Here is a 13548-nt window from a genome sequence, read left to right on the forward strand (position 1 = left end):
CCCTCTTTCGAGGGCTAAAAATAGGCATTTTTTAGTTTATTGGCTTACCACCAAGCTTCAGCTTGGAAACCAAAGGTCACTTCATCTTTCGAGCTTGAATCGCGCGAGATGTATTGGTCAGATTTTGCGTAAGTAGCAAATGCTCGTAGGGCAGGGCGAGCGAATACATTTGGACCCGCTTGCCATTGTTGCGCCACGGTAATTTTAGCTAACTTGTTGTCTTCACTACCATTAGCGATTGCTGCATCTTGAAATTCAACGATGTCGTAGCCAAGGTCAAGGATAGTAGATAGGTTGTTGTTCCAGTTGTACTGAGGGCGAACACCTACAGTGAATAGCGTAGAACCTTTATTGTCATCTTTATCGTAGTTTTCGTAGTTAACCACATAAGAAAGTGCGGCTGCTTCTGTTAAGTCTACAACACCCCAGTTTAAGATACGGTACCAGCTACCTTGATTGCTTTCTGCCAGGTAAGAACCGCTATCTAAAGGCGCAGCTTCTACTTCTTCGTAAGAGAAGCCTCGAAGTTGACCACTTGCACCAATGCCTGCCATTGCATCTGAGGCATAGGCTACAGAGAGTTTATTGAAACCACCGAAGAAGTTACCTTGGGTGTGCTCAGCCATCAAGAACACACCGCTGTCTTTTTGGTTCTCTACGCGGAAGTCTTGGTCATCTGCTTCTGAGTAAGTGCCGTAGATACCAACAAGTCCTAACTCGCCATTGCTGTTAGTATTAATGCCGTCTAAGCGTAAATCTAAGTTGTTGCCAGAGAACTCAGCCATCTGCTTGCCTTCACCGGCAATGTTCGCATCAAACAAAGCTTCAGAGGTATTTCGTACCCACGCTGCAGATAGCTTAGCAAAGCCTAGGTCGATGTTTTCAATACCCGCACCGGCACCTGCATTAGCTAGGTAGTAGTAATCGATTTGGTGTACGTCACGACGTTGGTAGAAACGCTTACCAGCCCACAGGTTAGATCCTTCGAAAGACTCAACCATGTTTTGACCAGATACGTACATTTCACGTACCGCAGATGGGCTCTCTTCCCAATCGTTACGTTGGTCTACTGAATGGGCTAGAAGTGTGTGCACACCCATAGATTTGTTGCCTTCTTCATACAAAGGCGCAGAAAGGGCTATTTCTGCATAAGTTTCACATTCGTTACCCAAGCGGTGCTTATACGGTGAACCGTCTGCTTGAAAGCACATTTGGTCGCCGCCAGATCCGGTTGCGCCAATTCCTGAACGCATGTAGCCGTTAAACTCTGGAGTTGCTGCAATAGCTTGAGAAGACATCGCGGCAGTAGCGATGGCAATAGAAAGTGTTTTTAATTTCATTACATAAACCTTATGTGTATTAATTTCCAAATATGGACATAAATAAGCACCCTGTTCTGTAAATTCCAATTCCTGTGGAACATTATGTCGAAAGTATTGTCGCAGTAGTTTTTGATTTTGTCGTGTGAGATTCCTCACATTGATAGCATGAAAATGCTTTCAGGTGCTTTTGTGGTTGATTTATACGAAATTTTATTTCTTATTTTTACTTTATTTTAATGTTTTATATCGCCATGGTTTTTCTGGATGGATGTGCGGAAAATTACTTAAGGAAGCAGGGAAACGCGGGATGTAAACAGAGTTGTTACCAGATGTAGGCTTTATATCGACAATGAAAATAAGTGTTACAAAGCGTTACAAAAAGTGCGGGTTAACTTGTGCCAAATCGCATTTTTCTGTTGCGTAAGACCCTAAACTAAGCCCTGAAATCGTAATAAAACGAATTTAGCGACTACTTCATAATAATTAACTATAAGTCGCTCTAAAATTGGCCTTTTTAAGGAAAATGGCTAAGGCTTTATTCAGTACACTATCAGCCCACTAGGAGCTAACTATGTTTGGAAATTTGTTTGCACAAGCGCAAAAGGTAGGAAAGGCACTGATGCTACCCGTATCAGTACTACCTGTTGCGGGTATTTTACTAGGAGTCGGCGCGGCTGACTTCAGTTGGATGCCGCATATCGTATCTCAGTTAATGATGAACGCAGGTGATGCTGTATTTGGTAACATGGCATTATTGTTTGCCGTAGGTGTTGCCTTAGGCTTTACCAACAACGATGGTGTTGCCGCATTAGCAGCGATTGTTGGCTTTACCATTATGGAAAAAACATTGACCGTTATGGCGCCAGTTATGGACGTTGAAACGATCAATACAGGTGTGCTTGGTGGGATTCTAGCGGGTGCCGTTGCTGGTTGGGCATTCAATCGCTTCTTCCGTATTCAATTGCCTGCATACTTAGGTTTCTTCGCCGGTAAGCGCAGTGTGCCAATTATCACAGGTTTCCTCACTATTTTCCTAGGTGTGTTGCTTGCGTTTATTTGGCCACCGATTGGTAACGGCATTGCTGCATTCTCTCATTGGGCTGCAGAACAAAACCCAACCTTAGCCTTTGGTATTTATGGCATCGTTGAACGTTCATTGATTCCATTTGGTTTACACCATGTATGGAACGTTCCATTCTTCTTTGAAGCGGGTCAATGTAAAACTGCTGCAGGTGATATAGCTAACGGCGTATTAACTTGTTACTTGCAAGCTGATGAGGCATCTCGCGCTGCCGGAAATGGCTTTGGTCAACTAGCGGGCGGTTACATGTTTAAAATGTACGGCCTACCTGCTGCAGCTATTGCAATTTGGCATGCTGCGAAACCAGAGAACCGCGCTAAGGTAGGCGGTATCATGATTTCAGCCGCTTTAACTTCATTCTTAACCGGTATCACCGAACCCATTGAATTTGCATTCTTATTTGTAGCACCTGTGCTTTACGCTATTCACGCGGTATTGGCTGGTCTTGCATTTGTGATAACCAACTCTTTGGGCATGGTACACGGTACGTCATTCTCTCACGGTTTGATTGATTTCATCGTGCTATCGACTAATGCTCAGAAGTTCTGGTTATTCCCAGTAATTGGTTTGGGTTACGCAGCTATCTACTACACCGTATTCCGCGTAGTAATTGCTAAGTTAGACTTGAAAACACCTGGTCGTGAAGATGAAGATGATGCAACTGCAGCGGTTGCGGTATCTGAAGATGAAATGTCTAAGAGCTTAGTAGATGCCTTTGGTGGCAAAGCTAACATCGTAAGCTTAGATGCGTGTATCACACGTTTACGTATTCAAGTTAAATCTGTTGAGTCAGTTGACCAAGCTAAGTTGAAAGGCTTAGGGGCTGCGGGCGTAGTGATTGCTGGTCAAGGTGTTCAAGCTATTTTTGGCACTAAATCAGACAATCTTAAAACAGACATGGAAGCATACTTACAAACTGTTTAACGGTTAAAAATGCTTAAACAAAAAGGAGGCTTAGGCCTCCTTTTTTAATGGTTTATTAGAACTTAAAGCCGTTCGAGTTTTGCTTCTATTTCGGCAATCTTATTTGTGACTACCTTTTCTAGGTGTTTCAGTTCTGCAAGCACTTGTTGTTTAGTATCTTTCTCTTGTTGTTCCCTACGGGTAATTTTATCTAACTCTTCAACAATAAAGCGAAGATTGGGATTAATCTCAGTGGTATCTTTGTAAGTCCCTCTGCCACCATCTACTAGTACTGTTTTTTTCTGTCGTGGATATTTAAATTTGACACTGCGAGTAAGAAAGTCACCTTTTTCCTTATGGAAATAGATTTTGAGGGTGTCTGAATTAGCTTCTTGACGAAGGCTGTAGCGCTCAATTTCACTTGGATTGGTGATCCCAATACTCTTTAAGTTTTTATACATAGATTTTCCTTCGTAGCGAGTCGTTGTTCTAGTGCTGAATACAGTAACCGCGGTAATCATCTGCAGAGTCTGTATATAGCAGCATAGCCCAATAAAAATAGAAGGAGTGTGAACTAAGAAGGTTTTTAACAAGGAAGAGGGATAGTGGAACTAAACTCGAACAGCAAAGGCTGCTCGAGTTTACAATTGATTAGTTGTGAGCGTGTAGCTCTTCGTTTAAGGCAATAGCTGTTTTATTGGTTAAACATTCAATCGCGCCACTGATGCTGTTGCGGCGGAACAATAAGTCAGACTTGCCAGCTAATTCACGCGCTTTAATTGTTCCAGCTTGCTGTTTGTTTTCATCTATCAGGATAACTTTGGTCCCCGAGGTGATGTACAAGCCAGATTCAATGGTACAGCGGTCACCCAATGGGATACCAGTACCTGCGTTTGCGCCAATCAGTGATTCTTCTCCTACAGAGATGATAATGTTGCCACCACCAGATAAAGTGCCCATGGTGGAGCAACCTCCACCTAAATCAGAGCCTTTTCCTACAAATACACCAGCAGAAATACGTCCTTCAATCATACTGGTTCCGGCAGTTCCCGCATTAAAGTTACAGAAACCTTCATGCATAATAGTGGTGCCTTCTCCAATGTAGGCGCCAAGGCGAACACGCGAAGTAGCTGCAATACGCACGCCACTTGGGACTACGTAATCGGCCATTTTAGGGAACTTATCTACCGAGGTAACCTGAAGCAGTTCGCCTTTAGCGCGTGCGGCCAACTGGCGGCTTGGTAGTTCGGCTAAATCAACAGCACCTTGGTTAGTCCACGCAACGTTTGGAAGAACTGCAAAAATGCCGCTCAAATCTGTTCCGTGAGGTTTAACTAAGCGGTGAGACAGCAAATGAAGCTTCAAATATGCTTCAGGGGTCGACTCTGCAGCGTTATCTTCACTTAACAAACAAAGAACACGTGGCTGAGTACTACCTAATAAAGCTTGGTAAGCGATAGCTTGATCTTTAAGGCCTAGTGCTTCTGCGTTGGCGATTAGGCTGTTTAAGGCTGCGTCGTCTAATTCAATGTCTTGTTTGCCATTGTTGTAAGCTAAGCCTTTGGTTAGGGCGCTTACTTCTGCTTCACTTGGGTTTAATACAGGAGCAGGATAAAAAACTTCTAGCCATTGGCCCTTTGCGTTTTTACTTCCCACACCAACGGCGTAACTAAAAAAGTCTTTAGACATGATTGTCTCCAAATAGTGGTTGAGCTTGCTAAATATTATTGTTTGAGTGCTTGTTCCAGAATGCTTTTTAGCTGTTGCTTTTGCTCTGGGCTTAGCTTTTCACGTTCACAATTGCTAATGCTGAAAAAATCTTCAGCCTTTTCACCAATAGTGGTGACTTTGGCAGCGTGAATCGTATAATTAAAGGATTGAAATACGGCGCTTATTTTAGCCAATAAGCCTGGCTTATCCAAGGCCACAACTTCAATCAGGGTTCGATTGCCTTTGGTGGGTAAAAACTCCACGCGAGGGGCAATAGAGAATTGTTTAAACTGTCGAGGTAGTCGGCGTTGCTTTAGATCGATGGGCACAGCAACATGCAGCTTTTCAGCAAGTCTTTGTTGCAACAATATCCCGCGCTCTACCGATAGTGGTTCGCCATCTTGGTCAAGTACCACAAAAGTATCGAGTACAAAGCCGTCTCTGCTCGACATGATTTGCGCATCATGAATGTTAAGATTCTTTTGGTCCAACTCTGCAGCAACAGAAGCGAATAAATGCGGAATGTCTTGGCAGTGAATAAATATTTCGGTGCCACCGCGAGTGGCTCTGCGACTTACTAATACTAGAGGTTCGTCTTCACTGTGTCCCCATAAGTGGTCACTATGCCAGGCAATTTGTTGCGGGGTATGACGCAAGAAATAATCAACTCTAAAACGTTGCCATAGGCCACGAATTTGCTCTTCAGAATATCCTTTAAGGGCTAAGCGCTGAATGGCTTTCTTCTGCTTGTCACGAATAACACCGCGAATATCAACGGGGTTTTCTAAGCCGCGTCGCAGCGCTTTTTGAGTAGAATTATAAAGTTCACTGAGTAGTGTGCGTTTCCAACTATTCCAGGTGTCATCGTTGGTAGCGCAAATATCCGCTACCGTTAAACATAACAGCATGTCTAAATGGCGCTGATCGCGCACCACTTTAGCAAACTCGGTAATCACTTCAGGATCGTAAATATCACGCTTTTGCGCGGTAACCGACATTAATAGATGGTGTTTAACTAACCACGCTACTGTTCTGGCCGAAGGTTTGCTAAATCCATGGGCTAAACAAAATTCCTCGGCGTCTACCGCTCCTAGTGTGGAATGGTCGCCTTTGCGGCCTTTGGCTATGTCATGAAAAATGGCAGCCAATACCAGAATGTCTGGTCGTTCTAAACGCGGATAAACCTGACAACAAAGCGGGTGGACTTCTTTTGTCGCGGGGTCTTTAAAAGAGTGAATCTTTCTTACCAAACGATGGGTATGTTCATCAACAGTAAAGGCGTGGAACAAGTCAAACTGCATCTGACCAACAATCCGGCTCCAAGCGGGGAAGTAGGTGGACAACACTCCGTAGCGATGCATTAAGGTAAGCGGTAAGCCCGTTACATTAGGGTGTTTAATTAAACGCCTAAAGTATCGGCGACATTCAGGTAAATCTTGTAGCCAATGAGTCAAACGACGCCTTGCTTCACGCAACTGACGTAAGGTGGCCGAATAAATACCGGTAATTTTGGGGTTGTCTGCAATGTGTAAAAACATCACCAAAATTTGTTCTGGCTGCTCTAGGAACAGTTGTGAGTTAGCGCTATCGATTAAATTACCACGCAGCATGAAATTTTCATCTACTGGCTGCACATCCATGGCGGTATTGCCGAGAATAGCTTCATCAAATAGCTGCAGCAGCATTTCATTCAGTTCAGAGATTCGGCGAACGGTTTGGAAGAAATGTTTCATTAAGCGTTCAACCGGCGCGTTATGGTCACCGCTATAACCTAAAGATTGTGCGACCGCCAACTGGCGATCAAACAGCAATCGGTCGTCACTTTTGGTTAAGTGGATATGCAGAGCAAAACGTACTCGCCACAAAAAGTCGCGACAATCTTGCAGCTCTCTACATTCAGCCAGGGTGAGGAAGTTTTGCTTGGTCAGTTCTTCTAAATCACTACTGCCAAAGTGGCGTCCGGCTACCCAACAAATAGTTTGTATGTCGCGCAGCCCACCGGGGTTGGCTTTGATATCTGGTTCTAGTGAGTACGAGTTGCCCTTGTACTGGCGGTGACGGGATAACTGTTCGTCTTTTTTGGCGCGAAAAAAAGCTTCGCTAGGCCAAAAACTATCGGCGCAAACCGCCATACACAGCTCTTGATAGAGATTTTTATCGCCAAATAGTAAGCGTGATTCTTGCAAGTTGGTGGCAATGGTAATGTCTTCTAAACCGAGTTCTAGACATTCCTCTAAGGTACGCACACTTTGGCCCACGTCGAGGCGGATATCCCACAACAGGGTAATGAACTCACCAATCTTCTCGGCAATCTCGGGTTTTACTTGTTGGCGGCTAAGAATAAGAATGTCGATATCGGAGCGAGGGTGCAACTCACCTCGACCATAACCACCCACTGCGAGTAAGGATAGTTCTGGGTATTCAGCCAGTCCAAAATGTTGCCACAGACAGTGTAGTAATAGATCCATTTGCTGAGAGCGCGATTGAACTAACTCAACAACATGCACACCTTGGTTAAATTGATCAGCCAAGTACTCTTGGAGTTTATCTAAGTATTGCTTACTGCTTTTTAGTGAAATTTCTTCAAGGCAGGGCAAAGGCGGTGCTGCTAGCGTCGTTTCCATGACTAAACCTCTGTGACCGTTGTTGACTAGTGCTTAATAATGCGCGGTAGTTCTTCTTCATCACGAAGAGTCAGTACTTCTACGCCATCGTTGGTCACCAATAAGGTATGTTCCCATTGCGCTGAGTTTTTGCCATCGTTAGTGCGGGCCGTCCAACCATCTTCTTCATCAACCCAGTTGCCTTTTTTACCTTGGTTGATCATCGGTTCAATGGTAAAGCACATGCCGGCTTTTAATACGGTTCGGTCGTTGTTGCGGTAATGCATAATTTGCGGATCTTCGTGGAAGCCTTCGCCAATGCCGTGGCCACAAAAGTTATCTACAATGCCGTAGCGGTAGTTCCCCTTTTTCAAATACTTTTGAATGGCATTACCTATATCACTGACCTTGTTACCGGGCTTAACAACTTTAATCGCTTGATAGAGCGCCTGTTGAGTCACACGGCATAGTAATTTGTCGGCAGGTGTTGAGTTACCAACCAAAAACATTTTTGAGGTATCGCCATGATAACCATCTTTGATGACGGTGATGTCAATATTAATAACATCGCCATCTTGCAAAATATGGGTGCTTGAGGGGATACCATGACAAACCACATCGTTTACTGATGTGCAGATAGATTTAGGGAAGCCATGGTAATCAAGCGGAGCAGGTATGGCATCTTGCTCGTTCACTATATAGTCATGGCAGCGTTGATTAAGTTCTTCTGTGCTTACGCCCACTTTTACAAAGGGGCCAATCATGGTGAGAACATCGGCAGCTAATTGGCCGGCAACGCGCATTTTTTCAATTTGTTCTGGGGTTTTTATTACTATGCTCATGAGTCTGTATAGTTGAGTGTTTAGCTTGGTCTTGTGGCTAGTTTACCGTAAGGGGGAGGGGAGTTGTAGTAGCTAGAAGAATTAACAAAATGTTAGTCCTTTCCTTTATCAATTTCGCTAGATGTGGTATAAAGCGCGCCGTAAGTAATTACTCTGGATTTTCGAATTAGAGCCGATGCTTACATTAATTAAATATTTATTTTTTAATCACACACACACATCGGCACGTTTTCCGGGGTGCTGAGCGTTATAGCTTGGTCGGTAAAATGGGATGTGTGGAGGCCTAACCCCATTTGAGGAAATTTATAATGGCAAATGTTTCAATGCGCGATATGCTTCAAGCAGGCGTACACTTCGGTCACCAAACTCGTTACTGGAACCCAAAAATGAAGCCTTTCATTTTCGGTGCACGTAACAAAGTTCATATCATTAACTTAGAAAAAACTGTACCTATGTTTAATGATGCAATGTCTGTTCTTAAGAAAGTTGCATCTAAGAAAGGTAAAGTTCTTTTTGTTGGTACTAAGCGCGCCGCTGGTGACACCATCAAGACTGAAGCACTTCGTTCAGATCAATTCTACGTTAACCACCGTTGGTTAGGTGGTATGTTGACTAACTGGAAAACAGTTCGTCAATCTATCAAGCGTCTAAAAGATCTAGAAGCTCAAAGCCAAGACGGTACTTTCGAAAAGCTAACCAAGAAAGAGGCGCTTATGCGTACTCGCGAAATGGAAAAGCTTGAGAAGAGCCTTGGCGGTATCAAAAACATGGGCGGTCTACCTGACGTATTGTTTGTAATTGATGCTGAACACGAGCACATCGCTATTCGCGAAGCAAACAACCTAGGTATCCCTGTAATCTCTGTTGTTGATACCAACTCTGCACCAGACGGTGTTGATTACATCATTCCTGGTAATGACGATGCTATCCGTGCAATTAAATTGTACCTTGGCGCAGCTGCTGATACCGTGCTACAAGGTCGTCAAGACGACATCGTAGTACAAGCTGAAGAAGATGGTTTCGTAGAGGAAGCTGCTGAGTAATAAATGCAATAAACTGCATTTATTCTAAGTGAGCTTGATGAATAGCAGGGGACAAACTTGTCCCCTGAGTTTTATCCGATAAATAATCGAGGATCGAACAAATGGCAATTACTGCTGCCCTAGTAAAAGAACTGCGCGAACGTACCGGCGCAGGCATGATGGATTGTAAAAAAGCGTTGACTGAAACTGATGGCGACATCGAGTTAGCGATTGAAAATATGCGTAAAAGCGGTGCGGCTAAAGCTGCTAAAAAAGCGGGTAATATCGCTGCTGAAGGCGCAATTATTATTAAAGAAGGCGCAGGTTTTGCTGCCTTGTTAGAAGTTAACTGTCAAACTGACTTCGTTGGTAAAGATGCAAGCTTCTTAGCGTTCGCTGAAAAAGTTGCTGAAGCAGCTGCAGCGGCTAAAACTGATATCGATTCTTTGAAAGCTAATTTTGAAGAAGAACGTGTTCAGTTAGTAGCTAAAATTGGCGAAAACATCTCTATCCGTCGTGTTGAGTACTTAGATGGTGCTTCAATTGCTTCTTACCGTCACGGCGAGCGCATTGGTGTAGCTGTTGCTGGTGAAGCCGACGCAGAAACGCTTAAGCACGTTGCTATGCACGTTGCTGCTTCTAAGCCTGAGTTCTTATCTCCTGAAGATGTTCCAGCTGACGTAGTTGCGAAAGAAGAAAAACTTCAAATCGAAATCGCGATGAATGAAGGCAAACCAGAAGAAATCGCTAAGAAGATGGTTACTGGCCGCATGAAGAAATTCACCGGTGAAATCTCTCTTACTGGTCAAGCGTTCATCATGGAACCTAAGAAAACTGTTGGCGCAATCTTGAAAGAGAAAGGTGCTTCAGTAGCCGGTTTCATTCGTCTAGAAGTTGGCGAAGGTATTGAGAAAAAAGAAGAAGATTTTGCTGCAGAAGTTGCTGCACAAATCGCTGCAGCTAAAAAGTAATTTTAGTTGTACTTCAGGTTGCGGTATCATGCCGCAACCTTCTTATATTCTTTATTAATGAGAGAACATCATCGCTATGAGCACCAACCCTAAACCTGCATATCGCCGTATTCTTTTAAAACTTTCAGGTGAAGCCCTAATGGGTGACGAAGGTTTTGGTATTGACCCTAAAGTATTGGATCGCATGGCTCTAGAAATTAAAGAGTTAGTAGAGTTAGGTATCCAAGTTGGCTTAGTTATTGGTGGCGGTAACTTGTTTCGAGGCGAAGGCCTTGCTAAAGCAGGTATGAACCGTGTTGTAGGCGATCATATGGGCATGTTGGCCACCGTAATGAACGGTTTGGCGATGCGTGATGCGCTACATAGAAATTTTGTAAACGCCCGCCTAATGTCGGCCATTGAGCTGAACGGCGTGTGTGATTCTTACAATTGGGCAGACGCTATTAGTAACCTAAAAGCAGGTAAAGTAGTTATTTTCTCAGCGGGTACCGGTAATCCTTTCTTCACAACAGACTCTGCTGCTTGTTTACGTGGTATTGAGATTGAAGCTGAAGCCGTGCTTAAGGGCACCAAAGTTGATGGCGTATACACCGCCGACCCAGTTAAAGATCCTGCTGCTACTTTATATAGCGAGCTGGATTATAACGAAGTATTAGACAAAGAATTAAAAGTGATGGATTTAGCTGCATTCACTTTGGCCCGTGACCACAACTTACCGATTCGTGTATTTAACATGAATAAGCCTGGTAGTTTGAAAAATGTTGTAATGGGCTATGACGAAGGCACTACGATTTGTCACGTATCAAATAAAACAGAAACAGAGTAGGGATAGTTATCGTGATTAACGAAATCAAACAAGATGCTCAAACACGTATGGGTAAAAGCATTGAGTCTTTAAAAACTCAAATGTCGAAAGTACGTACCGGCCGCGCGCACACTAGTCTTCTTGATGGCATTGTGGTGCCATATTACGGGGTAGATACTCCGTTAAATCAAGTGGGTAACGTATCAACTGAAGATTCACGCACACTGACTGTTACTGTATTTGATGCCAGCCTAATTAGTGCTGTTGAGAAAGCAATTATGAGCTCAGATTTGGGTTTGAATCCTTCTTCTGCAGGCACGTTAATTCGCATTCCTTTACCGATGTTAACTGAAGAACGCCGTCGTGACCTAATCAAGATTGTTCGCGCCGAAGCTGAACAAGCTCGTGTCGCTATTCGTAATATTCGCCGTGATGCCAATGGCGATGTGAAAGAGTTACTGAAAGAAAAAGAGATTGGCGAAGACGACGACCGTAAAGCGCAAGATGACATTCAAAAAATCACTGATGCTGCAGTGAAGCTAGTGGACGAAGCTTTAGCCGCCAAAGAAGCGGAATTGCTTGAAGTTTAAGCGATTAATGAGTTAAAAATAGCCGTGTCTTGTTACACGGTTTTTTTTTGTAAGAACGAGTAGTGAATATGACCTTACCTGAAGCGCAGCAGTTAGCCGTAAAAGATGCTATGCCTAAACACGTTGCTATTATTATGGATGGCAATGGACGGTGGGCTCAGCAGCGCGGGAAATTGCGTATGTTTGGCCATCAAGCAGGGGTGAAGTCGGTAAGACGCGCAGTTAGTTTTGCCAATCAACTTGGCGTAAAATCATTGACCTTGTTTGCCTTTAGTAGCGAAAATTGGCGCCGTCCTGAAGAAGAAGTGTCAAGCTTGATGAACTTGTTTTTGACAGTTTTGCAACGTGAAGTTAAAAAACTGAAAAACAATAATGTACAACTAAGAATAATTGGGGATACTTCCCGCTTTAGTGACAAGTTGCAAAAACGCATTGCATTAGCTCAAAATGAAACCGCCAGCAATGATGGTTTGGTGTTAAATATTGCCGCGAACTATGGTGGTCGCTGGGACATTGTTAATGCTACTCAGCAATTGGCTCATCAAGTGAGTAAAGGTCGACTTAATGCTGAAGACATTAGCGAAGAGCACATTTCTGCAGTTATGGCTTCTGATACAGTTGGCGACGTAGATTTGTTGATTAGAACCGGTGGGGACCACCGCATAAGCAACTTTTTACTGTGGCAAACGGCTTATGCAGAGTTGTATTTTAGTGACGTATTGTGGCCTGATTTTGATGACGAAGCCTTTGGTAAAGCCGTGGCTGCGTTTGTTAGCCGAGAGCGCCGCTTCGGGTGTACCGGGGAACAGGTACAAGCCCTAATAAAAAATAAACAAGAAAATGAGGACCATTTTGCTTAAGCAACGAATCATTACTGCATTGGTACTAGCGCCGCTTGCGTTAGCTGCCATCTTCAAATTACCTTTATTTGCCCTCGCGGTAGTATTTGCTTTGGTACTGGTACTGGCTGCCAGAGAGTGGGCGCGCGTTGTTTCTAAAGACAACACTAAACGCGCTATTTTTATTGTTGTATTTGCTTTGGTTTTTGGACTGAGCTTATGGCAACTTCCCTTAGATTCTTTAGCTCAATCAAGTTGGTTCAGCGCTATGCTAAGCGTTTCGGTGATCGCTTGGTTAAGTAGTTTGTACTTGTTAGCGACTTATCCAAAAGCCGCTACTTTTTGGCACAACAGTTCCTTATTTAAGGTAATTGTTGGCCTCATTGTATTACTTCCGTTCTTTTGGTCTTTAATATATCTTCGCTCAATCGACGCTACCAACCCCCTCGTAGGTGGTGCTTGGGTGCTGTATGTATTGATGTTGGTTTGGGCGGCAGACACCGGTGCTTATTTTGCGGGTAAACAATTTGGTAAGCGCAAACTTGCAGAAAACGTTAGTCCGAAGAAAACCATAGAAGGTTTGTTGGGCGGTTTTGGTGTTGCAGCTTTAGTCACTATTACTGCTTTGTACTTTCTAGATATCCCAGAAGGTAAAGCTTGGATATTGGTGCTCGCCAGTGGGTTCACTGTGCTTGCATCAGTAGTCGGTGATTTGGTCGAGAGTATGTTCAAGCGACAAGCGGGCATTAAAGACAGTGGAAGCTTATTGCCTGGGCATGGCGGCTTGCTGGATAGAATAGACAGTTTAACTGCTGCAATGCCTGTATTTGCTTTCTTTTTCCTTCACTGGATGTAGGCTA

General features: G+C 43.8%; 11 protein-coding genes and 1 pseudogene. 7 read left to right on the forward strand and 5 right to left on the reverse strand.

Annotated elements, in window-relative coordinates; genetic code table 11:
• Positions 1-44: 44 nt before the first annotated feature.
• Entirely contained in the window at positions 45-1340 is a 1296-nt protein-coding gene (lamB, locus tag ACLD71_RS13660; protein ID WP_411991038.1) for a maltoporin LamB, read from the reverse strand.
• Between the two features lie 553 nt (positions 1341-1893).
• On the opposite strand from lamB, the gene ptsG reads away from it, so the two are divergent.
• On the forward strand, positions 1894-3327 hold the full coding sequence (ptsG, locus tag ACLD71_RS13665; RefSeq protein ID WP_411991039.1) for a PTS glucose transporter subunit IIBC: 1434 nt from the start codon (positions 1894-1896) through the stop codon (positions 3325-3327).
• A gap of 62 nt (positions 3328-3389) precedes the next feature.
• Here ptsG and ACLD71_RS13670 read toward each other — a convergent pair whose 3' ends face one another.
• From ACLD71_RS13670 to map, 4 genes and pseudogenes are all read right to left on the reverse strand, one after another.
• Positions 3390-3767, reverse strand: coding sequence for a DUF3461 family protein (locus ACLD71_RS13670; RefSeq protein WP_411991040.1), 378 nt, complete (start codon positions 3765-3767; stop codon positions 3390-3392).
• 190 nt (positions 3768-3957) lie between these two features.
• On the reverse strand, positions 3958-4995 hold the full coding sequence (gene dapD, locus ACLD71_RS13675; RefSeq protein ID WP_411991041.1) for a 2,3,4,5-tetrahydropyridine-2,6-dicarboxylate N-succinyltransferase: 1038 nt from the start codon (positions 4993-4995) through the stop codon (positions 3958-3960).
• Positions 4996-5030: 35 nt separating this feature from the next.
• Complete coding sequence (gene glnD, locus ACLD71_RS13680) at positions 5031-7640, reverse strand: bifunctional uridylyltransferase/uridylyl-removing protein GlnD (RefSeq protein ID WP_411991042.1); 2610 nt, start codon at positions 7638-7640, stop codon at positions 5031-5033.
• A gap of 26 nt (positions 7641-7666) precedes the next feature.
• A pseudogene (gene map / locus ACLD71_RS13685) lies at positions 7667-8476 on the reverse strand (type I methionyl aminopeptidase); the annotation flags it as partial.
• Between the two features lie 293 nt (positions 8477-8769).
• On the opposite strand from map, the gene rpsB reads away from it, so the two are divergent.
• The 6 genes from rpsB to ACLD71_RS13715 all read left to right on the forward strand — a co-directional run bounded on the left by rpsB (position 8770) and on the right by ACLD71_RS13715 (position 13544).
• Entirely contained in the window at positions 8770-9504 is a 735-nt protein-coding gene (gene rpsB / locus ACLD71_RS13690) for a 30S ribosomal protein S2 (protein WP_137672852.1), read from the forward strand.
• Between the two features lie 101 nt (positions 9505-9605).
• Positions 9606-10454 (forward strand): translation elongation factor Ts, encoded by an 849-nt coding sequence (tsf, locus tag ACLD71_RS13695; RefSeq protein ID WP_137672853.1) that lies wholly within the window; start codon positions 9606-9608, stop codon positions 10452-10454.
• A gap of 76 nt (positions 10455-10530) precedes the next feature.
• The gene (gene pyrH, locus ACLD71_RS13700; protein ID WP_137672854.1) at positions 10531-11280 is read left to right on the forward strand and encodes a UMP kinase; all 750 of its coding nucleotides are present in this window, start codon (positions 10531-10533) and stop codon (positions 11278-11280) included.
• 11 nt (positions 11281-11291) lie between these two features.
• Positions 11292-11849 (forward strand): ribosome recycling factor, encoded by a 558-nt coding sequence (gene frr / locus ACLD71_RS13705; protein ID WP_137672855.1) that lies wholly within the window; start codon positions 11292-11294, stop codon positions 11847-11849.
• 68 nt (positions 11850-11917) lie between these two features.
• On the forward strand, positions 11918-12709 hold the full coding sequence (locus ACLD71_RS13710; protein WP_137672856.1) for an isoprenyl transferase: 792 nt from the start codon (positions 11918-11920) through the stop codon (positions 12707-12709).
• Complete coding sequence (locus ACLD71_RS13715) at positions 12702-13544, forward strand: phosphatidate cytidylyltransferase (RefSeq protein ID WP_411991043.1); 843 nt, start codon at positions 12702-12704, stop codon at positions 13542-13544. The genes ACLD71_RS13710 and ACLD71_RS13715 overlap by 8 nt, the downstream gene beginning before the upstream one ends.
• Positions 13545-13548 lie beyond the last annotated feature (4 nt).

The organism is Agarivorans sp. DSG3-1, from assembly GCF_046774965.1.
Lineage (GTDB): Bacteria > Pseudomonadota > Gammaproteobacteria > Enterobacterales > Celerinatantimonadaceae > Agarivorans.